Raw genomic sequence first — 18214 nt, forward strand, 5'->3', positions numbered from 1 at the left:
ACTTACTCTCCAAGCACGGGTTTGGTGTCAAGCTGGCTGGCAACGCCACCCGATAGAACATCGCTGCGCATGACATCGAGCGGATTGAAGCCTTGCGGCTTCACAGGGGCCAGATGGCCGGCGCGGATCATGTCGGCGATGCCGAGATTGCCGCGCTCGGCGACCTGCTCGGCAATCTTCTCCGCCATCATGGACTTCCAGAAGTCGCCCGAAACTCCAGAGCCGAACACGCTCTCCTGAGTTTCAGGCATCATTTCTTGAATGAAGCTCTGCAAAACGAAGGCTTCGAACTTCTGCGCGGCATCGGCCGTCTTGCGCACGTGCGGCGCACGCTCTCCAAGCTCATTCGCTTGCAACGCGGGCTCCGCGGACACGGAACGAATGGCAAGATCTGCAGTCAAAACCGATCTCCGCAGAGGATCTATCGCGGCCGAGAATGACTCACTGGTCTTGCTCGGGGCTTGCGGCGCGGAATGCAAAACCGGCTTCCAGAAGCCGCTCGAGCTCGCGTCGCTCATCCTCGCGCCGGATCTCCGCCGCAAGCTCCTCGGCAAGCCGCATCGAGTTGCGCATGCGCCCGCCGTGCTCGACCAACACACGCGCCTGCGCATCGAGTTGCGGCGCGAGCTTCGCTTCTTGCTGCTGAAGCGACTGAACGCGCCGCGCCGTCACGTCCATGAACATGCTGTGCAGCGCGCCATCCTCGGCGAGCGCATCCGTGAGCGCGCGCTGCTCGTCCTGGCAATGCGTCATCTGCTGCTTGAGACGCGCATACTTCACCTCCTCCACGTTGTGGAGGTGCCGCTGGACCTCGAGGATGCGTTTGAGACTGCGGGCGCGGTTACGCATGTGTCGTCATCCGTTTGCGAGAAACATCTGAAAAGCCGAGAGGAACAGCGTCAATACCTCCTTGAACGTGAAGTAGAGCAGCAAGAGCCCACCCGCCATCACGAACGGCGCCGAGATGAAGTAGACGGGAATGATCGGCGTCAGCTTGTTCAGGATTCCGAACAGAAAATTGATGATCAGAGAATAAGCGAGAAACGGCGCCATGAGCTGCGCCACCAGAATGAAGGAATCCGAGGCCGAGTCCGTCACCTTCGAAAGCGCGAACTGCGGATTGAAGAGATCCGTCACCGACAGCACCGAATAGGATGCGACGAGCGCTCTCATGATTTCAATGTGCAGCCCCAGTGAGAACAGGAGCACCGTGGCCGTAAGCGTAAACAGCGTCGCCACGGCGGGTGCGGGCTCGCTCTCGTCGATCGGCGCGTCCGCCTGCCCGCCGAAGCCGGCGAGCATGGTCACGGCCGTTCCCATGAACTGCAAGGCCAAAAAGAACATCCGCGCCATGATACCGATCATGGCCCCAATCAACGTTTCCGACGCGATGAGCTGCACGACGGTCGGAACCGTCGCCTTGGCGATGTCCCCTTCGAGCGCGGGCACGAGCAGGGGCGCCAGCGCCAACGTCACGGCCACCGCCAGAAAAACGCGCACCTGCACAGGGATACGTGCACTGCCGAACCCCGGCATCAACATCAGGCACGCGCCGATCCGGCAAAACACCAGGAAGGTGACCAGCACCATTCCTGGCGTGATCACCGTCACGAGATTGCACCCAGAGCCTTGACCTGGATGCCCCGCGCGATTTCGAGATGCGAGAGCACCGGCAGCGTCGGGAACAAGCGCTCGGTGACCATGCGCACGTAGGGCCGCGCGTCGGGAGCCGAGACCAGCACGAATTGATGGCCCTGATCCAAAAAGCCGCGAATGACCTTGGATGCCTCGGCACCGAACTGCTCGATCAAGCGCGGATCAATTTCGAACTCGATAACCTCACCTTTCGCATCACGCTTGAGGCTCTGATGGAACGCGAGATCCCAGCGGTTGCCGAGACGCAGCACCTTGAGCACGCCTGCATCCGCGAGATCACCGCAGATCTGCTGCGCCATGCGCACACGCACATGCTCCGCGAGCTGCTCAGCGCGGCGAACGTGGGGCGCGATCTCGGCGATGCTTTCGAGGATGAGGTGCAGATTTCGGATCGAGATGCGCTCGGCCAGAAGCAGCTTGAGCACCGCCTGCAGGCCCGAATAGGAGAGCTGCGACGGAATGATCTCCTCGACGAGGCGCTTGTATTCGGGCTCGAGCCGATCCACGAGCGCGCGCATGTCCTTGTAGGAGAGCAGTTGCGACAGGTTCCCGCGGATCACCTCGCGCAGGTGCGTCAGCATCACCGACATCGGGTCGACGGGGCTGAAGCCCTCGCGCTTCACCGTATTGGCGAACATCTCCGGAATCCAGAGAGCCTTCATGCCGAACGCCGGCTCGCGCGCCTCATCGCCCGGAACGTCTGGCACCGGACCGTCGCCCGTGATGACGAGGACGTCGCCGATGCGGAGCTCTTCAGACGTCACCACCGTGCCGTGGATCTTGATCTGATAGGTCTTGGCCGGGATGGCGAGATCGTCGCTGATACGGATATCCGGCACTACGAAGCCGTACTGCTTGGCGAAGGCACGGCGCATGCGGCTAACGCGGTGCGCAAGCTCGCCTTGCGACGCAAGCAACGACGTCGAGAGCTGCTTGCCGAGCGAGATCTCGATCTCCGCCGTCTTAAGCTGCTCCTTGACCGACTGTTTGGCTTCCTCGGCCGAGAGGCGTGCCGCCTCCTGCTTGACGGCCTCCTCCGCGGCCTTGGCCTCGGCGAGCTTCTTCGGGATGGAGACAGAGACGAAGATCAGTCCGCCCGCGAGAACAGCGAACGGTAAGAACGGAAGCCCCGGTGCAACCGCCAGCGCCAGCAACACGGTACCCGCAACGGCAAGCGCACGCGGATAGTTTCCAAGCTGCGAGATGACCGTCATCTCGGCCGAGCCGCGCGTGCCACCCTTCGACACCAGAAGGCCAGCGGCGAGCGAAATGATCAGCGCCGGGATTTGCGTCACCAAGCCGTCACCGACCGAAAGCCGAACAAACACGTCGGCGGCGTTCGCAAGATCCAACTCGTGACGCGTCACACCAATGATGATTCCGCCGAAAATATTGACAGCCGTAATAATGAGACCGGCGATCGCATCGCCGCGCACGAACTTCGAAGCACCGTCCATGGAGCCGAAGAACGAACTCTCCTCTTCGAGTTCCCGCCGCCGCCGCATGGCTTCCTGCTCGTCGATGTTGCCGGCCGAGAGGTCCGCGTCGATGGCCATCTGCTTGCCAGGAATGGCATCAAGGGTGAACCTGGCCCCGACCTCCGCGATGCGCGTCGCGCCCTTGGTGATGACAAGGAAATTGACGGTGATCAGGATGAGAAACACGACGACACCGATCACGAAGTCGCCGCCCATCACGAAGTTAGCGAAGCCGGCGATGACATGTCCGGCCGCGTGTGGGCCCTCTGCGCCCTCCGACAGGATAATGCGCGTCGTCGCCACGTTGAGCGAGAGCCGGAGCATGGTCGCGATGAGCAGAACGGTCGGAAACGCCGAAAACTCGAGCGGTCGGTGAATCCACAGCGACACCATTAGGATCAGCACGGCGAAAGCAATCGAAAACGCCAACCCCATATCGATCATGATCGCGGGCAGCGGCAGGAACAGCACCGTCAGAATAACGACGATGCCGGCCGCAAATCCGATATCGCGCAGACTGCGCTTCGGCGCGATACCCTGCACGGCGACGCTCGTGGCCATTGAACCTCCCGGCACGAAAACCCGCCGAGAGTGTCAGTGATCAACCTTGCGCGAAGGTCGCGGCCCTGCAGCCTGGCGCGGAAAAAGTAAGCGTCGTGATATGCTTACCAGCCTGCGGCGCCCCGCAGCCGATCAAGGGTCGCCTTAGAAACCGTTCGGGATGCGAGAATACGTCTGCTCGGCAAACGAGAAGATCACCGCTCCAACGAACGGCGCCGTTAAGGCCGTCACCACCAGGATGACAACGATCTTGGGCACGAAGGTGAGCGTCATTTCCTGCACCTGTGTCAGCGCCTGCAAGAGCGCAATCGCGACGCCCACCAGCATTGCCGCAATGACTCCTGGCGAGGAGGCGATCAAAACGGTCCAGATGGCCGCCTGCCCAAGATCCAGCGCGTCGGCGGGGTTCATGCAGTCTCGTCTTCGCTGCCCGCGGGTGGGGTTTCCGAGATCTTGACGCCGGAGTCGAGCAGCAACTCCTTGCCGTTGTCGAGCGCCACCACGGTGCCGTTCGAGTAGATGTGGACCTCCTTGACGACACCCGAGATCGTCTCGTCCATCGACGTCACCGTTTTTCCGATCAACCCGTCGACCTGTATCAGCGCCTGCGAGATCAAAAGGGCGTCGAGCTTGTTGTTGGTCTGGATCGCCTGCTCGACGTTCGAGAACGAAGCAAGCTGCGCCACATACTGCGTCGCATCCATGGGATTGGTCGGATCCTGGTACTGCATCTGCGCCGTCAGCAGCTTTAGGAAGGAGTCGTAGTTGAGAGACGCAGCGGCCGATGCGTTTGAGGTCGGCTGACGGCCGGTTGCCGAAGTCACTACCTCGACGGTCATGCGCCTGCTCCCACGACTTTGAGGTCTGCCATTCTGTCCCTACCAAGGATCTGATCCTCGATCGGGATCAGCGCCCGCAGTGTCTTCATGGCCGCGAAGGGCGAGCCCTGCGTCACCTGATCCCGGATCGTTGCCAGGCCGGCCAAAACGACCTCGTTCGCAAACGCCTCAGGGAGAATACGCATGGTGTCCTCGTAGACTTCGCGCGTCATCTCCATGCCCGTGGGCTCCATCACCATCGTCTGAAGGATGTAATAGAGCTGACGCAGCGGCGTCGTCGTTTGCTGCGCGTGCAGGATCTCGTTCTCGACCAGATACGGCACGTCGTTGAGGATCTCGAACGACATGCGGCCCTCCGCCTTGAGAACCGCACCGTTGATAAACATGCGCTCGCCGGGGCGAAGCGTAATGCGCGTTGTCGTGCTCATCTCAGTCCCTCTGAAATTGTTCGTGACACATCGATCAACGCGGAAAAATTCGAGGAGCGGCCCTGCCGGATCTCCTCCGTCTCACGCATCACCCACAGACCAACGGAGACAAGGTCGGCCCTAAGCTTCTGCGGCAGCCCGTTTTCAGGCTTTGCGAGATCCTCGATGAAAATTCCCCACAGGCGGCGCACGAAGAAGATCGCCTCGATCGCCTCCCGCGACTGTGTCCCCTTCCGCTCCGCTTCCTGCAGAAGCGAGATCGAGCGATCGAGCGCCGTGCGCTCATTCTCGCGCGCTTCCTTGGGCGATTCGTCGAGAACCTCGTCGTAGTAGAACTTGTACATGGAGTTTCCCGTGTCTCCCGGCGCACCAAGCGCCTCAGATGTGGTTGAGCAGGCTGAGATTCTGCAAACGCGCGGTCAATGCGTACGCGGTCTCTATCTGTGTCAGCAGCGAGTTGACCCTGACTGTCGCCTCATAGGTATCGACGCCTTCGAGCTGGAGAATATGCTCGTTGAGCAAGGACCTCTGAATGTCGATGCGCTCGTTGGCAGCCGCGATGCGCTCCTCGGACGTGCCGAGCCCCGCGCGCAGCTGGGTGAGATCCGCTACCGCCTGGCCGACGACCTCGATCGCCGTGTTGACGACGGCGAGATAAGCCTCGGGACTGAGCTCATCGAGGCCGATGTCCGCAATCATCGTATAGGCCTGCGCCAGCGCCCGGAACGGACCTTCATTGGCGTTGGTCGAGGTCTGGATGCGTTCGTTGGTCGAGATGCGGCTCGTGATGTTCTGGTCCGAGGCGGCCGACCATGTCGTCGTCCAATTGGCGTGATCAAAGAGATCCGCAAAGGCACCGTCGAGGAACGCCTGCATATCGGCACCCGAGATGTTTTCGACGCCAGCCGCGCCTTGTGCGACACCAAATTCGGTGACGAACGCCGTCGCAACCGCGGACTGCGCCGCCGAAGGTGGCGTTCCGAAATAGGCCGTAATCGGCTTCACGTCGGTGTTGACGCCCGCAAAGATATGCGTGCCGTTGACGGTCGTGTTGAGCGCGGCCTCGAACGATGTCAGCTTGTTCTTGGCATCTGTGATCGCTACGCTGGCGCTCGATGGCGCCGCGCGCGCCGCCATCAGCGTGCTCAGAAACTCCTCTGCGGCAGACGCGACACCGTCGAGCGTAGTCTGCGTCAGTTCGAGCCGGGAGGCCGCGACGATATTCGTATCTTTGAAGGTCTGCAGCCGTGCGTAGTCCTGCCGGAGCGAAATTGTTCGCTGCGTAAGATAGCCAATCGTTACGCCGACGTCGGCGTAACGGCCAGTATTTGCTTCCTTCTGCGCTTCGACGAGCTTTGATTGCAGATTGACGCGTGTCTCCCGCGTCGCATGTATGATGGCCAGGGTCGAGACGTTGCTTGTCTTCATGGTGCGTTACCTGATGGCCCCCAGCAACGCGTTGTACATGTTGTCGATAACGGAGAGCAGCTTTGACGACGTCGCGAACGAGCGCTCAATCTCGAGCATCAGCGACAGCTCCTCGTCGAGGTTGACGCCAGTGACACGCGTGAAGGCTTCGAACGAGCGCTCAAACAACGTACTCTGATAAGTAAAGCTGTCCTCGGCGACTTTCCTCTGTTCCTGCAGCCAGCCAACCGAGACCGCCGAGAAATCGGCGAGCGTCCCACCCGCGAGCTTGGTCGCAGGATCGAACGCGTTCGTCAGCCCCATATTCCCGATCAATTCGTCGATGCGATCGGTGAAGCTCGCGGATCCACTCGAGTTGTAGGTATAGTCGGCCAATCCCGAGATGCCACCGTCGCGCAACAGATTGGCGTTTCCGCCCTGATCGGGATCGACGCTAGGATTGACGCGCAACGATGCGGCAAGACCGCTGATGAGCACACCGTCGGGCGGGATTCCGGTCGCCCCAACGTAGGTGAAGAGGCCCGGCACATCGGGACCGGTCCCCACCTGATCCTGCTCCGCAAACGTCTTGACGAGAACACGCGCGATCTCGTCCAGCTGCGCCTCGTAGGCGAGCGAGATGTCGTCACGTGCCTGCACCAGGCCGACGATGCGTCCCGACTGCAGCGGCATGGTCGCGCCAGCCCCTGTCACCTGCACGCCATCAATGTAGACGGCATTGCCCGGAACACCTGGCGTGGCGTTGAGCGTTCTGTTGAATACGATCGTGCGCGGCGAACGGTCGAACAGCGTCACGCCGCTGTCCGTGTAGATCGCCATGTCGTTGTTCTCTCGCTGGACAGTCCGGATGCCCATTTCGTTCGAGAGGCTGGCGAGGACCTCGTCGCGCTGATCCATGTAGTCGGTGACGTCGCGGCCTTGCACCGTTCCCTTGACGATCTCGTCGTTCAGCGACTGGAACTGCGCGAGAAGGGAGTTCACGCGATCGACCGAGGCTTGGATTCCGGTATCCGCCTCGTTGCGCACCGATTGCACGGTCTGAGCCGCGGCATTGAGCCCTGTCGCCAGGTCCCGCGCCGAGCGGACGGCCGCTTCCGCCGCAAGCTGGCTATGCGGCTGCGCCGAAAAACTCTGCAGCGCGCTCAAGAGCTTGTTGATCAGCGCCGCGGGCGAGCTGTCAAGCTCGACGTCGTTGATCGTCCCGTTGAGCAGATCGAGCGAGTCGAGCACCGCTCCATGCATGGCGGTCTGCGACGACGATGACAGGATCTTGCGAAAGAGGACCGGGTCCTCGGCACGCACGACCGCCGAGGTGCGCACGCCCGAGCCCGGCAACGTCACGACCTCGACGGATTTCCGCGAGTAGTAGGCCTTGTCGGCGTTGGCAATGTTGCGCGAGACGAGGCTCGTCCGCTCGCTGGACACGAACAGGGAGGAGTTTGCCGTGGACAAACTTGCCGAAAGGCTCATTGCGCGTCATCCCCCCTGGGCCTCTAAGCGCGCTAGCGCTTGAGGTTGACGAGGACCTCCATGAGCTCGCCGCCGGTCTGGAAAACCTTCGAGTTGGCCGTGAACGCGAACTGGGATTCGATCATCGTCGTAAGCTCGGTCGCGGTGTCGACCGTGGACTTCTCGAGAGCCGACGAACGCACGAGTCCGAAGCTCGACGTTCCAGGCATACCGATCTGCAGGTTTCCGGACGTGGCGCTGATCGAATAGACGTTGCCGGCTTCCGGCGTCAGGTTGTCGGGGCTCGGCACGGTGGCAAGCGGGATCTGGAAGATCGGAACGCGCGCGCTGTTGCCGTAAACAGCATAGAGCATACCGTCAGAAGCAAACTCCACGCTCTCGACCGAGCTCGGCTTGTTGCCGTTGGCCGTCGGCGCCATGACCTGGAAGTTCTCAGCCAGCTCGCTCGACTTGGAGATGTCGAGCGTAAGAGTCTGACCGTTTGGCACCGGAACCGATATGACAAGGCCGGCCGGGTTGGCAGGCGCAACCGACGCCAACTGCCCTGTTCCACCATCAAACGTCAGAGTCGTCGTTGAAAGCGCCGGAGAGGTATAGGGGAACGGAGCACTCGACGACGCGGCGGTCGAAGCATCGAAGACCGACACTTCCCAGGTGTTAGTGCCTGTCTTCGTATAGTAGATGTCCAGCGTCACCTCGCGCCCGACGTTGTCGATGGCAGTAATCGACGACTTGGCTGTATACGCGGAGGTGGCAATGTTGTCGGAAGGCCTGTTGCCCGCCGCGACGTCGGTTGCGTCGATCGGCACGTTGGCATGAAACGTTCCGAGCGTCGAAGGCGTCGCCTCAAGCGACATGGTCGCGATATTGACCTCGGCAAGACCAGCAGTGCTGTTCGAAGCTGACGCTGCCGAACCGTTGACGATCGGATAGCCAAGCAGCTTGAACCCCGCAGCGTTGACCAGATACCCCTCGCTGTCCTTCACGAACGAACCCGCTCGCGTGAGATACGTGGACTCGCTGCCGTCGGAGACAAGGAAAAACCCCTGGCCGCTGACAGCGAGATCCGTCGGCGAGGTCGTGTAGTCGAATGCGCCCTGCTCGGAGATGCCGTACCGGATCGTCGTATCGACGCTGCCCGGCACGTAGCTGCCCTTTCCGGATTCGAGCACCACCGTCGAGAAGGCCGTAAAGGCGCGCTTGTAGCCGTGCGTGCTGGCGTTGGCGATGTTGTCCGAGACAGTACCAAGGCGGCTCGACTGTGCTGCCATGCCGGACGTGCTCGTCCGCATCATGCCGGAAATGCTCATACGACGGGGTCCTTTGCGAAATGCTCCACCCCCGCGAGTAGACCATTTGCATCTTGCGTGAGGCTGGAGGGCGCCTCGTCGTCCAGCGCCCTCTCGGGCGCCGCATCGACCACCAGCCGGTAGCCGAGATAGCGCTTGGAATCGATCGGATCGTAGCCGAGTCGATGCCGCAGCCGCTTCCTGAGCTTGCTGATGTGGCTCTCGACGACGTTCTCGTCGATGTCCTCGCTGAACAGCCCGTAAACCGAGTTGAAGATCTGCGTCTTGTTGATCCGGCAACCGCGATTGGCGACGAGATACTCGAGGATGCGCCGCTCGCGCCTCGGCAGTTGCAGCACCTCGCCTTTGACTTCCGGATCCCGCCCGTCGAAGAACACGCGCATCTCGCCGACGTCGGTATAGTCCGGCTGACCGCTCGCCCGCCGCCGGATGGCTTTGACCCGGGCGATGATCTCGCGCACGTGAATAGGCTTGCGAACCACGTCGTCGACGCCCGCCGCGAAGAGCTCGAGCGTCTCCTCAAGCGACCGGTGCTCGTTCATGACGATGATGGCCGCAACCGCCGACCGGCGGCGTATGATTTTCGCGAGTCCAGCGCGATTGCCGCAGTCCCCGAGCAGGACTGCCTCCACGGACCTCATGTCCGCATCCGAAACCGCACTGACCCAGCTTTCGAACTCACCCGGCGCCAGTCCGCACGCGGACACACCTTCCCTATCGAACCAGGACGCATACCCCTCCGTCACGGTCGCGCGCTCGTCCACGACGACGATCATGTGATGTTCCCCCGCCCACAGGCACCCCCCGAATCACACAAACGCAACCCCACATGCCGTGGATGCAGTGCGTCGCCCTTTCGATCAACGATTTGTTGAGGATTTCTCGCGCGCTGCCCCGATTCGCTATTGTGGTGTTGCTCAAAATGATCACTCCCGACAACCGCCTATGGGCGGCTACGTATCGTATGCGGAAGATTTTTCAGCAGCCGTCGCTTCAGCCTGGCGCAAGCATCATCGGCCTTACTCGGCCAACGAGCTTCAGGTGGAGCGGCAACGAGATGTGGATTCGCATAGCGGCATCGGCGCGCGGCTTCGCCCTCGGGCTGAGTCTCGCTGCCGCCTTGAGCTTCATCTCGGGCGACACCCGCGCGCAGGATTTCGCGATCGAGCTTGTCGCGCCCGGCATGAACCAGACTGAGCTGCAATCCGTGCTCGGGCCCCCAAGCTACATCCAGGTCAAAGGATTGCGGCAGGCATGGCAGTATTGCCCCGGACGCAGCTTCCGTCGCTTCGTCGAAGACTTGTTTCATCAGGAGCGGGATCCGGACCTCTACGTCACCGTCTGGTTCGAGAACGGCCGCGTCCGCCACATGCGCGCCTATCCGAGCCGCGTCATGGGACGCTGCGAGGACTTCTTGGCCGCCTTCAGTTGGGAAGACGACATCAGTGGCGGCGCTATTGTTGGCGGAGGATACGGGGGCTACGCGATCAAGTAGGCGGGCCGCCTCGCTCTGCCGGGCGACGCACAAGCACGCACACGAGCTCTAACCCTTTGCCTGCTTCAACGCCCGGTCGATCTCGGCATTGATCTCAGCCATCGCCGTCACCGCTTCCTGCCGCAAATGCTCGGGCACCCGGTCCGGATGGTTCAGCGAAGCAAAACGCCGTCTCATCCGCTGCAGGTCGGTCGCGGCATAGGTCCCAACGGCGAGAGTGTCCTTGAGCTTGGCCGCCGCCTCCCGCGGGCGCACCGGAGCAGTCGGTTCGTCCAAGTCTCTCTCACCGTCATAGGCCTGCGCCAGCGAGGCCGGCGCCACGTAGCCCGACGCAACCGCGATATCGCCGAGACTCCCGACCGCAGGCCCAAGCGGACCCGCCTCGTCGTCCCAAAGCGGCCCATCGCCGTCCGGGTCGAGACGTGCCTCCTCGAGGGCCTCCTCGAAAGCATGCTTGTTGGATCGAGGGCGTCGGCCCCCTATCGGCCAAACCACGGGTCGGATCTCCCTGGCGTTCATTGCCGCCGAGGGTGCACAGTATGTTGCCGATACCTTGTTCCGACCTTGCGCGTCGTTATCGGCCCGCGTCCGTCTCCGCACGCGCCGTGTCTTGGGGTGTAACCGGCTCGCGCACCTGCTGCGGCACCATGCGGACCGCGATCACCGTCGCATTGTCCTGATGCGGATCCTTGAGCGCTTCGACCGCGCGGATCAATGCATTGGCCACGGCCACGGCCCCGTCATTGGCATAGGCCGTGACGATGCGTTCGATTTCTGCCGGCTCGAGCGTCTGCAACCCATCGCTGGCCAGGATGACGTAGTCACCGGGCTCGATCTTGAGCGGCCGCCGCGACACGTCGACGAGATCGATGTCGTCGCCCGTCACCGCAGACCGCAGCATATGCCGGCGTGGATCGCGTTTGGCATCGTCCGCGGTGATGGCGCCCGTCGCCGCCAACCGATCAAGCTCCGGCGCAAGCGAATGATCCTCGTTGAGCATCGCGATCTCGCCGCGCCGGTAGAGCAGCAGCGGACTGTCGCCGACGCTGATCCATTCGATCCCGTCCACCGCGAACGTTACGCCGACCAGCGTCGATCCCATGCCGCTGAGCATCGGATTGGTATCGACCGTATCGGCGATCGCCTGATTGGCGGCCGTCAAGCCTTCAACGAGGCGCTCGCGGTTCGATCCGTTCTGGCTTCCGAATGCTTTGACGAAGGTTTCGCAGGCCATGCGGCTCGCAATTGCCCCGCCGGCATGACCACCCATGCCGTCTGCCAGCACCGCGACTGCAGACCGCCCGTTGGCGACAGTGACGGACGTGGCCTCAGGAGTGGACGCATCGTCCCCGCTCCAGAAGAGGGCCATGTCCTCCTGGTAGTTGCGCGCACCCTTTGTGGCGCGACTGGCATGCTCGAACGCTAGCATTCGCACGTACGTCTCAATTCTGTTCTTGCAGCGCCGCCCAATCGAAATCCGGTCCGCAGAAGGGCACGAACACGAGCTGGGTGCGCCCCATGGTGATCACGTCCATCTGCGCAAGCTCGACCGCGCCCGTCGGCCGCTTCTCGTTTACGGAAACAACGTTGGTCTTTGCAAGGTTCGGCACGAACAGGAACGAGCGCTCCGCCGAATCGTAACGGATATAGGCCTGCTCATCGGCCGAGATGGCATCGTCTCCGAAATCGATGGCAATACGATTGCCGGTGGCACGCCCGATCGAGTTGTTACCCTCGAAGATTGGCCGGAACTGCCCGATGCCAGGCCCGCCTACGACCACCAGCCAGCCGACGACAGGATCCTGCTCGAACGCCCCGCGCGTCACTTGCATCTTCCCGCGCACGAGCGTCGTGCGCGAACCGGCATCCTCGGGCGGTGGCGCTGGCCTGTTGGCGGCGCGCACGACCCGCGTTGTCGGCGGTGCATCGGCCTCCACATGCCGATCGTCCGTCACCCGCGGCGTGCGCGCTTCACGCGCGGCTTCGGCAGCGGACGGCGTTGCGCCTTCAGCACGTGGTGCCGGAAGCTGGGCGGAGGTCCCTTCGGGTGGCGGCACGGCGATCACGCTATCGCTCGCCGGCGTAGTCGCGGCCGCCACGCGTTGCGCGACGATGGCCTGCTGCCGCCCGGTGTCCTCGCGGCTCGCCGCAACGAGCGCATCCTTGAGCGAGCCGAGAAACCCCGACCGTTGGCCTTGCCCTTGAGAATCGCCCGCTGCCATGATGCCGTCCTCCTCGTTTGCTGCCGCCTAGGCCCGGTGCCCCTGCGCGGCGCACCACGGCCGCCTCTGTTCCTCAAGCCATGCCAGCAGGCCCGGCCGAAAACTTGAGCCGCGCGTTGCCGAGCTCGATCAGGTCTCCGCTCGTCAGGCGCGCTTCTGATACCGCCCGGCCATTCACGACCACGCCGTTACCGCCCGAGCTCGACAGATCGGTGATCACGAACTCCGCATCCTCCGTCCGATGGATGGCCGCATGATAGCGATGCACGGTCTTATCCTCGAGGCAGATATCGTTGTCCGTCTCCCGCCCGATCCTAAGCAATGGCTGGGCGAGACCATAGCGCTTATCCGGCGCCGCGGGTGCAACCTCGCTGCGATTGACGACCTCGACCCACGCTGAGAGCGGCCGCAGCGGGATATGTCCGGTCCTGATACCGTCACGCGGCTCGGCCGTCGCCTCGCGACGCACCCGCCGGACTTGCGTCCGCGCTTCGGACACGGAAACGGACGCCGCGTCGCGCCGGGCGACCCACAGACCGATCAGCGCCAGCGGCGGCACCGCGACCAGTGCTGCCAGCCCGAGCACCAACGCTGGCGCCTGTGCATAGCTGGCTGCCACCCACTCCGCGAATCCTGTCCAATACGGCACGGTTGTCGCCAGAACAAATTCGCCATCGTCTGACGACTTCGCCGATACCGGCCCCGTGAAACATGCAAACAGCGGCGCTCCGGCCGCGATGCGGAGTGTAAGGCCCCAAACGAAATGCTGCCGGCTCATCCCCGGCGCTCGAGAGTACATGGATATGCTCAGGCTCGAATCTGTCTTACTGTTCGCCGCGTTCTGCGGCAGCAACATGGCCGCTCGCTGATTCCCTCTGCGGATTACAGCAACTTTGACCACAACGCGCACGCGTCCGCCACATTCCTGCTTCACAAGAGGCAGTGGAGGTGATTTGCACTGTTTGTGCATGACATGGAAGTCGCGCGCCCGGACTTGGCCCGACACTTGGCCCGAAAGAACCGAGAGCCCAAGAGCTGATGACGAACCTGATTGCGCTGAAAAATGGCACGGAGCTCGTCGGTGATTACCGCATCGAGCGTGTGCTCGGCGCTGGAGGTTTCGGCATCACCTATCTGGCTGACGAGAATGCGCTCGACCGCAAAGTCACCATAAAGGAATACTTCCCGTCCGATTTTGCAGCGCGCACTTCGACGGCCGACGCGGCGCCCCGTTCGCAGGACTGCGCCAGCGACTACCGTTGGGGCCTCGACCGCTTCATCGAGGAAGCGCAGACCCTCGCTCGTTTCTCGCATCCGAACATCGTCCGCGTTTATCGCTACTTCAAGGCGAACAACACGGCCTACATGGTGCTCCACTTCGAGGAGGGCCAGAGCCTCAAGTCGTGGCTCAAGGGCCTCGGCCGCGCCCCGCGCCAGAAGGAGCTGGATGCCATCGTGGCACCGCTCCTCGATGCCCTCGAGCTCATTCACAAGCAGGATTTCCTGCATCGCGACATCGCACCCGACAACATCATCATCCGCAAGGACGGCTCGCCGGTCCTGATCGACTTTGGCTCGGCCCGCGGCGAGATCCTGGCCCACTCGAAGACCGTCTCCGCGCTCGTGAAGCCCGGCTATTCCCCTTATGAGCAATACGCCGAAACGAGCCGCCAGCAGGGCCCTTGGACCGACATCTATGCCCTTGCCGCGACCCTCTATCATGCCGTCACCGGCAAGCGCCCGGCCGATAGCCCCTCGCGCATGGTGAAAGAGGAACTGGTGCCGGCCCGCGACGCGGCGCTGTCGTCCTACCGCGTCGGATTTCTCAAAGCCATCGACGACGCGCTCACGTTGCAGATCGAGGCACGCCCGCAGTCGATAGCCGCGTGGCGTGGCGCGCTTCTGGCGCCCGACCCGGCCAAGAGCGGCTGGTTCGCCAAGACCCCGGCACGCGCTGGAGACGAGGAAAAGGCCGCCGGTGCCGCCCCGGCAGGTGCTGCTGCCAAGAAACCCGCGTCCCCCGCGTCTGCTGTGCCCCCGCCGCCGGATGCACCCGGCCCGAAGGGCGGCATGCTCGATTTCCTGGAAGGGTTGAAGAAGAAGCCCTCCGCACCTGCGGCCGGGAAGGAAAAGGGCGCCAAGGAAAAGAAAGAGCCAGCGGCCAAATCAGCCGAAGCTCCCGCCGCAAAAGCGGCGCCCGCTGCCGCGGGAACGCAGAAGCTGAACAAGCCGCCCGAGCCGATCAAGCTACCCCGCGTATTGCGCAAGAAGGAGCCCGGCCGCGAGCTGGTCGTCAAGGAACCGAGAAAGACCGAAGTAAAAGAGAAGCCTAAGCCCGCGAGCCGCCCACGGCCCATCCGCCGCCGCAACGTAAGCTGGCGGCCCGTCCTGTTCAAATTGCTGGTCGGCGTCGGTGTCGCGAGCGCGGCCGTCGCCATGCAGGAGCGCTTCCCGCAGTTCGAGAGCCGCGGCAGCGGCGAGACATCCGCCGCCATCAAGACCGCGTCTCTGCAGGAGGTGCCGGTTATCCGGCCGCTCGCCGAGCTCGCCGGACACATCGGCGCCGTCACAGCGGTCGCCTACGCAAACGACGGCGTCTCGCTGGCAACCGCCGGCGCGGACGGACGCCTCAAGATCTGGAACGGGCAATCCGCAACACTGACCCGCACCATCGAGCTCGACAACGGCCCGGCCTCGGCGCTGGCCCTGTTCGGCAACAACGCGCTGACCGGACACGCCACCGGCGAAGTCGTCCTGTGGGATTGGCAGCGCGCCGAGAAGCTCGGCACCTTCAAGCGCAACGACGCTGAGGTTTGGTCCGTAACCTTCGTCGGCCGCGCCGATCGTTTCGCAGCCTCCAGCCATGACTGGAAAGTCACGCTTTGGGATGCCGCAACGCCGTCAGCTCCGGTGCAGGTGCTGGATGCCCATCAAAGCGCGGCACAGGCCGTCGCTTACGTCACCACGGATCGCGGCCCGCGCCTTGCATCGGGCGGCGCCGACAAGGTGGTCAAGCTTTGGAATCTTGACACGCTCGACCGCATGCGCACCTACCGCGGCCACAAGGATTACATTTCCGCACTTGCCTTCTCACCCGACGGAAAAGTCCTGGCCTCCGCGAGCCTCGACGGCAACATTCGCGTCTGGTCGACCAGCTCGGGCCGCGCGCTGCGCCGCCTCTACGGTCATCGCGGCCGCGTCGGCGGTCTCTCGTTCGCTCCCGATGGCAAGACACTGGCCTCGGCCGCCGCCGACGGACAGCTCCGCATCTGGGACGTTGCCCGCGGCCGCACGCTGCGCACATTGACCGGACACGCCGGCGCCGTGAATGCGGTGAGCTTCGCACCCGACGGCACGCGTATCGCGTCCGCAGGCGCAGACGGCGTCGTGCGCATTTGGGCGAACCCGATCAGCGCCCAGGCATCAACCCAATAAAGCGAAGACCGACCTACTTGCGCCCGAACAGGCGCTCGATGTCGGACAGCTTGAGCTCGACGTAGGTCGGCCGGCCGTGATTGCACTGGCCGGAGAACGGTGTCGCCTCCATCTCGCGCAACAGCGCGTTCATCTCGGGCGCCGTGAGCCGCCGTCCGGCTCGGACGCTGCCATGGCAGGCCATGCGCGAGGCGACGGCCTCCAGCCGCTCGCGCAGCGGCGTCGCCGTTCCGTCCGCCAGGAGATCGGCGGCGAGATCTTTGACGAGCCCGTCGACGGACGAAGTACCGAGCAGAGCCGGCGCCTCGCGCACGGCAACGGCAGCCGGCCCGAAGCGCTCGAGCACAAGCCCCAGCTCGGCGAGTTCGGCGGCCTTCTCGTCGAGCACCAGCGCCTCGTCGTCTCCGACCTCGACCACAGCGGGAATGAGCAAGGCCTGGCGCGCAACACCACCGTTTGCGAGCGCACGCTTCAGTCGCTCGTACACGAGCCGCTCATGCGCCGCGTGCTGATCGACAATGACGACGGACGTCTCCGTCTGCGCCACGATGTAAGTCTCGTGCAACTGCGCGCGCGCAGCGCCGAGCGGTCGCTGCATGGCGTCCGGAGCAGCGGGCGCCTCGTCATGCGCATTGCTGTCGGCAGTCGGCATAGCGAAGGCATCGAATGGAACCTGCCGGTCCTCGGCAAACCCTCGCGCACGGTCAGGAGAGAGCGGAAGAGGCGGAGGCGGCGCATCGGCACGCGCGGGTTGAGCAGCAACAGCCACGGTCTGGGCCAACGTCTCGAGCGTGCGCGCCCCACCTTGCGCGCTTGCGCGAAACCCTGCGGTCTCGAGCGCATGCCGCAACGCTCCGATCAGAAGACCGCGCACCGCGCCGCTATCGCGAAACCTCACCTCCACCTTGGCGGGATGCACGTTGACGTCGACCTCCTCGGGCGGCAGCTCGACGAACAGCGCCAACAGGGGATGCCGCCCCTTCGGAACGAGATCTCCGTACGCCGCGCGCACCGCACCGATGACGAGCTTGTCGCGCACCGGGCGCCCGTTGACGAACAAGAACTGCAACGCCGCATCCGGCCTGTGCAGCGTCGGAAGACCGGCGAAGCCGCGAACGGAGACGCCGTCGCGTCCGCCCGATATCGGCACCGCGTCCGTCATGAACTCGCGGCCCATGATCCGGCCCAGCCGTTCGAGCATGCCATCTGGATTCGACGCACAGCGCGGCAGCCGGAGCCCCGTGCGCTCGCCCATCGTCAGCGAGAAGCCCACATGCGGATGCGCCATCGCAAGCCGCTTCACGGCTTCCGACACGGCCATGTTTTCCGCCCGCTCGGACTTGAGAAACTTGAGACGCGCCGGCGTCGCGGAGAAAAGATCGCGCACCTCGACCCGCGTACCGGGGTTGAGCGCCGCGGGTCTGAGATCATGCCGGCTCCCACGATCCACCATGATCTCGAAAGCGTCGCGCCCCCCGCGTGGACGCGAGGCGATCGTCAGTTGCGCGATCGCGCCGATCGATGGCAAAGCCTCGCCGCGAAACCCCAGCGTGTGGATCTGAAGCAGGTCGTCGCTCGCCAGCTTCGAGGTGGCATGGCGTTCGACCGAGAACGCCAGATCGGACTTGTCCATGCCTATGCCGTCGTCGGTCACGCGGATCAGCGACAAGCCGCCCGCCGCCGTCACGACCTCGATTTCACTGGCGCCCGCATCGAGCGCATTCTCGACCAGCTCCTTGACCACACTCGCCGGCCGCTCGACGACCTCGCCGGCAGCAATGCGATTGACCATCTCAGGGCTGAGCTGACGGATCGCCATCGAAAAGCGGAGACCTATGGGATTGGACGCGCACCATGCGTGCCGGGACCGACTCGGCTGCACGCTGCGAAGG

General features: G+C 63.6%; 19 protein-coding genes. 2 read left to right on the forward strand and 17 right to left on the reverse strand.

Annotated features, from left to right (window positions below):
• Positions 1-2: 2 nt before the first annotated feature.
• The 12 genes from CS1GBM3_RS19805 to CS1GBM3_RS10925 all read right to left on the reverse strand — a co-directional run bounded on the left by CS1GBM3_RS19805 (position 3) and on the right by CS1GBM3_RS10925 (position 9946).
• Positions 3-356, reverse strand: coding sequence for a rod-binding protein (locus CS1GBM3_RS19805; protein ID WP_171946478.1), 354 nt, complete (start codon positions 354-356; stop codon positions 3-5).
• An 85-nt stretch (positions 357-441) separates the two neighbouring features.
• Positions 442-849 (reverse strand): hypothetical protein, encoded by a 408-nt coding sequence (locus CS1GBM3_RS19810; protein ID WP_072395305.1) that lies wholly within the window; start codon positions 847-849, stop codon positions 442-444.
• 6 nt (positions 850-855) lie between these two features.
• On the reverse strand, positions 856-1611 hold the full coding sequence (fliR, locus tag CS1GBM3_RS10880) for a flagellar biosynthetic protein FliR (RefSeq protein ID WP_072395307.1): 756 nt from the start codon (positions 1609-1611) through the stop codon (positions 856-858).
• The gene (flhA, locus tag CS1GBM3_RS10885; protein WP_072395309.1) at positions 1608-3695 is read right to left on the reverse strand and encodes a flagellar biosynthesis protein FlhA; all 2088 of its coding nucleotides are present in this window, start codon (positions 3693-3695) and stop codon (positions 1608-1610) included. Before flhA ends, fliR begins: the two co-directional genes overlap by 4 nt.
• Before the next feature lie 144 nt (positions 3696-3839).
• Positions 3840-4106 (reverse strand): flagellar biosynthesis protein FliQ, encoded by a 267-nt coding sequence (gene fliQ / locus CS1GBM3_RS10890; RefSeq protein WP_072395311.1) that lies wholly within the window; start codon positions 4104-4106, stop codon positions 3840-3842.
• Positions 4103-4534, reverse strand: coding sequence for a flagellar hook assembly protein FlgD (gene flgD / locus CS1GBM3_RS10895; RefSeq protein ID WP_072395313.1), 432 nt, complete (start codon positions 4532-4534; stop codon positions 4103-4105). Before flgD ends, fliQ begins: the two co-directional genes overlap by 4 nt.
• On the reverse strand, positions 4531-4962 hold the full coding sequence (locus CS1GBM3_RS10900; protein WP_072395315.1) for a flagellar biosynthesis repressor FlbT: 432 nt from the start codon (positions 4960-4962) through the stop codon (positions 4531-4533). The genes flgD and CS1GBM3_RS10900 overlap by 4 nt, the downstream gene beginning before the upstream one ends.
• Positions 4959-5306 carry a flagellar biosynthesis regulator FlaF gene (gene flaF, locus CS1GBM3_RS10905; RefSeq protein ID WP_072395317.1) on the reverse strand — a complete coding sequence of 116 codons (348 nt, stop codon included), beginning with the start codon at positions 5304-5306 and terminating at the stop codon, positions 4959-4961. Before flaF ends, CS1GBM3_RS10900 begins: the two co-directional genes overlap by 4 nt.
• A 34-nt stretch (positions 5307-5340) precedes the next feature.
• Positions 5341-6390: a flagellar hook-associated family protein gene (locus tag CS1GBM3_RS10910; RefSeq protein WP_072395319.1), complete on the reverse strand. Its 1050-nt coding sequence runs from the start codon at positions 6388-6390 to the stop codon at positions 5341-5343.
• Between the two features lie 6 nt (positions 6391-6396).
• The gene (gene flgK / locus CS1GBM3_RS10915; RefSeq protein ID WP_072395321.1) at positions 6397-7860 is read right to left on the reverse strand and encodes a flagellar hook-associated protein FlgK; all 1464 of its coding nucleotides are present in this window, start codon (positions 7858-7860) and stop codon (positions 6397-6399) included.
• 32 nt (positions 7861-7892) lie between these two features.
• Positions 7893-9170: a flagellar hook protein FlgE gene (locus CS1GBM3_RS10920; RefSeq protein WP_072395323.1), complete on the reverse strand. Its 1278-nt coding sequence runs from the start codon at positions 9168-9170 to the stop codon at positions 7893-7895.
• Positions 9167-9946, reverse strand: a complete 780-nt coding sequence (locus CS1GBM3_RS10925; protein ID WP_072395325.1) for a response regulator transcription factor — start codon at positions 9944-9946, stop codon at positions 9167-9169. The genes CS1GBM3_RS10920 and CS1GBM3_RS10925 overlap by 4 nt, the downstream gene beginning before the upstream one ends.
• Positions 9947-10227: 281 nt before the next feature.
• Between CS1GBM3_RS10925 and CS1GBM3_RS10930 the strand changes: the two genes are divergently transcribed.
• On the forward strand, positions 10228-10665 hold the full coding sequence (locus CS1GBM3_RS10930) for a hypothetical protein (RefSeq protein WP_139247883.1): 438 nt from the start codon (positions 10228-10230) through the stop codon (positions 10663-10665).
• 48 nt (positions 10666-10713) lie between these two features.
• Here the strand turns inward: CS1GBM3_RS10930 and CS1GBM3_RS19285 are convergent, their stop codons facing one another.
• The 4 genes from CS1GBM3_RS19285 to CS1GBM3_RS19290 form a co-directional block, all read right to left on the reverse strand.
• Positions 10714-11160 (reverse strand): hypothetical protein, encoded by a 447-nt coding sequence (locus tag CS1GBM3_RS19285; protein ID WP_083567442.1) that lies wholly within the window; start codon positions 11158-11160, stop codon positions 10714-10716.
• 79 nt (positions 11161-11239) lie between these two features.
• Complete coding sequence (locus CS1GBM3_RS10940; RefSeq protein ID WP_083567444.1) at positions 11240-12094, reverse strand: PP2C family protein-serine/threonine phosphatase; 855 nt, start codon at positions 12092-12094, stop codon at positions 11240-11242.
• A 13-nt stretch (positions 12095-12107) separates the two neighbouring features.
• Positions 12108-12887 carry an FHA domain-containing protein gene (locus CS1GBM3_RS10945; protein WP_072395329.1) on the reverse strand — a complete coding sequence of 260 codons (780 nt, stop codon included), beginning with the start codon at positions 12885-12887 and terminating at the stop codon, positions 12108-12110.
• Positions 12888-12960: 73 nt separating this feature from the next.
• A complete protein-coding gene (locus CS1GBM3_RS19290) occupies positions 12961-13665 on the reverse strand; it encodes an FHA domain-containing protein (protein ID WP_171946479.1) in 705 nt (234 codons plus the stop codon).
• A 260-nt stretch (positions 13666-13925) separates the two neighbouring features.
• Between CS1GBM3_RS19290 and CS1GBM3_RS10955 the strand changes: the two genes are divergently transcribed.
• Positions 13926-16322 carry a WD40 repeat domain-containing serine/threonine protein kinase gene (locus CS1GBM3_RS10955; RefSeq protein WP_072395330.1) on the forward strand — a complete coding sequence of 799 codons (2397 nt, stop codon included), beginning with the start codon at positions 13926-13928 and terminating at the stop codon, positions 16320-16322.
• Positions 16323-16335: 13 nt separating this feature from the next.
• On the opposite strand, the gene mutL is transcribed toward CS1GBM3_RS10955, so the two are convergent.
• The gene (mutL, locus tag CS1GBM3_RS10960; RefSeq protein ID WP_072395332.1) at positions 16336-18141 is read right to left on the reverse strand and encodes a DNA mismatch repair endonuclease MutL; all 1806 of its coding nucleotides are present in this window, start codon (positions 18139-18141) and stop codon (positions 16336-16338) included.
• Between the last annotated feature and the right edge of the window lie 73 nt (positions 18142-18214).

The organism is Hyphomicrobium sp. CS1GBMeth3 (assembly GCF_900117455.1).
GTDB lineage: Bacteria > Pseudomonadota > Alphaproteobacteria > Rhizobiales > Hyphomicrobiaceae > Hyphomicrobium_C.

Excerpts from the sequence above, each read along its gene's own strand:
- CS1GBM3_RS19810 (WP_072395305.1), bottom strand. The coding sequence starts at position 849 with ATGCGTAACCGCGCCCGCAGTCTCAAACGCATCCTCGAGGTCCAGCGG.
- flhA (WP_072395309.1), bottom strand. The coding sequence starts at position 3,695 with ATGGCCACGAGCGTCGCCGTGCAGGGTATCGCGCCGAAGCGCAGTCTG.
- fliQ (WP_072395311.1), bottom strand. The coding sequence starts at position 4,106 with ATGAACCCCGCCGACGCGCTGGATCTTGGGCAGGCGGCCATCTGGACC.
- flgD (WP_072395313.1), bottom strand. The coding sequence starts at position 4,534 with ATGACCGTCGAGGTAGTGACTTCGGCAACCGGCCGTCAGCCGACCTCA.
- CS1GBM3_RS10900 (WP_072395315.1), bottom strand. The coding sequence starts at position 4,962 with ATGAGCACGACAACGCGCATTACGCTTCGCCCCGGCGAGCGCATGTTT.
- flaF (WP_072395317.1), bottom strand. The coding sequence starts at position 5,306 with ATGTACAAGTTCTACTACGACGAGGTTCTCGACGAATCGCCCAAGGAA.
- CS1GBM3_RS10910 (WP_072395319.1), bottom strand. The coding sequence starts at position 6,390 with ATGAAGACAAGCAACGTCTCGACCCTGGCCATCATACATGCGACGCGG.
- flgK (WP_072395321.1), bottom strand. The coding sequence starts at position 7,860 with ATGAGCCTTTCGGCAAGTTTGTCCACGGCAAACTCCTCCCTGTTCGTG.
- CS1GBM3_RS10920 (WP_072395323.1), bottom strand. The coding sequence starts at position 9,170 with ATGAGCATTTCCGGCATGATGCGGACGAGCACGTCCGGCATGGCAGCA.
- CS1GBM3_RS10925 (WP_072395325.1), bottom strand. The coding sequence starts at position 9,946 with ATGATCGTCGTCGTGGACGAGCGCGCGACCGTGACGGAGGGGTATGCG.
- CS1GBM3_RS10930 (WP_139247883.1), top strand. The coding sequence starts at position 10,228 with ATGTGGATTCGCATAGCGGCATCGGCGCGCGGCTTCGCCCTCGGGCTG.
- CS1GBM3_RS10940 (WP_083567444.1), bottom strand. The coding sequence starts at position 12,094 with ATGCTAGCGTTCGAGCATGCCAGTCGCGCCACAAAGGGTGCGCGCAAC.
- CS1GBM3_RS10945 (WP_072395329.1), bottom strand. The coding sequence starts at position 12,887 with ATGGCAGCGGGCGATTCTCAAGGGCAAGGCCAACGGTCGGGGTTTCTC.
- CS1GBM3_RS19290 (WP_171946479.1), bottom strand. The coding sequence starts at position 13,665 with ATGAGCCGGCAGCATTTCGTTTGGGGCCTTACACTCCGCATCGCGGCC.
- CS1GBM3_RS10955 (WP_072395330.1), top strand. The coding sequence starts at position 13,926 with ATGACGAACCTGATTGCGCTGAAAAATGGCACGGAGCTCGTCGGTGAT.
- mutL (WP_072395332.1), bottom strand. The coding sequence starts at position 18,141 with ATGGCGATCCGTCAGCTCAGCCCTGAGATGGTCAATCGCATTGCTGCC.